The organism is Pseudomonas sp. NPDC088885, assembly GCF_044750025.1.
GTDB lineage: Bacteria > Pseudomonadota > Gammaproteobacteria > Pseudomonadales > Pseudomonadaceae > Aquipseudomonas > Aquipseudomonas rustica.
The window spans coordinates 1-1,249 of the sequence record NZ_JBIVJB010000253.1 but is presented as its reverse complement, the minus strand read 5'-3'; the positions used below and the strand labels follow the sequence as shown (position 1 = coordinate 1,249).

Genomic DNA, 1,249 nt, shown 5'->3' with positions numbered 1-1,249 from the left:
AAATTCGCCATTGGGCGTTGATCCGAATGCTGAATTGCCCTTTTCGATCTCCTTCCAGAGCTTCGAGCCGATTTCCCGGAGGAGACCGGAGATCAACAAGCTGGGCATCCCGGTTATCGGCGTTGTCGATACCAACAGCAGCCCGGAAGGCGTTGACTACATCATCCCAGGCAACGATGACGCAATCCGCGCTATCCAGCTGTACATGGGTTCGATGGCTGACGCTGTTATCCGTGGTCGCAGCAATGTTGGCGGCGGCACTGTAGAATTCGCAGCTGAAGAAGCTCCGGCAGCTGCAGCTGAGTAATTGACGCCCTGGCGTTGACTCAGTAAGCAAAAAGGGGGCTTGGCCCCCTTTTTGCCACCTCGAAAACCAATTGTTGGCGCCCACTTGTGGCAGCGCCCGCCCTGTATTTGTAACGTGCAGCGGCTACAAACGGCTTCGGGAAGAATTGAACGCCCGTTCGATCGGGTGGAATGGTTGAAAACCTATCCAAGAGGAATTTGAAAATGGCAGCAATTACTGCAGCGTTGGTTAAAGAACTGCGTGAGCGTACCGGCGAAGGCATGATGGATTGCAAGAAAGCCCTGGAAAAGGCTGACGGCGACATCGAAAAAGCCATTGATGACATGCGTGCTTCGGGCGCAATCAAGGCTGCCAAAAAAGCAGGCAACGTAGCTGCTGAAGGCGCGATCGCTCTGAAAGAAGACGGCAAATCTGCTGTTCTGCTGGAAGTGAACTCGCAGACCGACTTCCTGGCTCTGCAGGACGACTTCAAGGCATTCGTTGCTGAAAGCATTGAAAAAGCCTTCGCTGACAAGCTGACCGATGTTGCTCCGCTGATCGAAGCGCAAGAAGCTGCTCGTCTGGTACTGGTCGGCAAGGTTGGCGAAAACGTCAACATCCGTCGTCTGGTTCGCGTAGAAGGCGACGTTGTTGGTGGCTACCTGCACGGCAACAAGATCGGTGTTGCAGTTGTTCTGAAAGGCGGCAACGTTGAACTGGCCAAAGACATCGCTATGCACGTAGCGGCCAGCAACCCTGAGTTCCTGCTGCCATCGGAAGTTTCGGCTGAAGCGATCGAGCGCGAAAAAGCTGTGTTCCTGCAGCTGAACGAAGAGAAGATCAAAGGCAAGCCAGAAAACATTGTTGAAAATATGGTCAAAGGCCGTATCAGCAAGTTCCTGGCCGAAGCAAGCCTGGTTGAGCAGGCGTTCGTCGAGATCCCTGGGAGCGGGGGGGGCGCGG

The 1,249-nt window shown here is 54.5% G+C and carries 2 protein-coding genes and 1 pseudogene; 2 read left to right on the top strand and 1 reads right to left on the bottom strand.

Annotation, left to right across the window (positions count from 1 at the left end; all coding sequences use genetic code 11):
• Positions 1 to 130 (bottom strand): type II toxin-antitoxin system RelE/ParE family toxin (locus tag ACIP1X_RS29030; protein ID WP_400755994.1); only part of this gene is annotated, 130 nt, incomplete at its 3' end.
• Between ACIP1X_RS29030 and ACIP1X_RS29025 the strand changes: the two are divergent.
• Both ACIP1X_RS29025 and tsf read left to right on the top strand, forming a co-directional pair.
• Positions 89 to 307: pseudogene (locus tag ACIP1X_RS29025) on the top strand (30S ribosomal protein S2); the annotation flags it as partial. The gene ACIP1X_RS29030 and the pseudogene ACIP1X_RS29025 overlap by 42 nt on opposite strands.
• A gap of 203 nt (positions 308 to 510) precedes the next feature.
• Positions 511 to 1,249: translation elongation factor Ts (tsf, locus tag ACIP1X_RS29020; RefSeq protein WP_400755993.1), on the top strand; the 739-nt coding region annotated here is incomplete at its 3' end.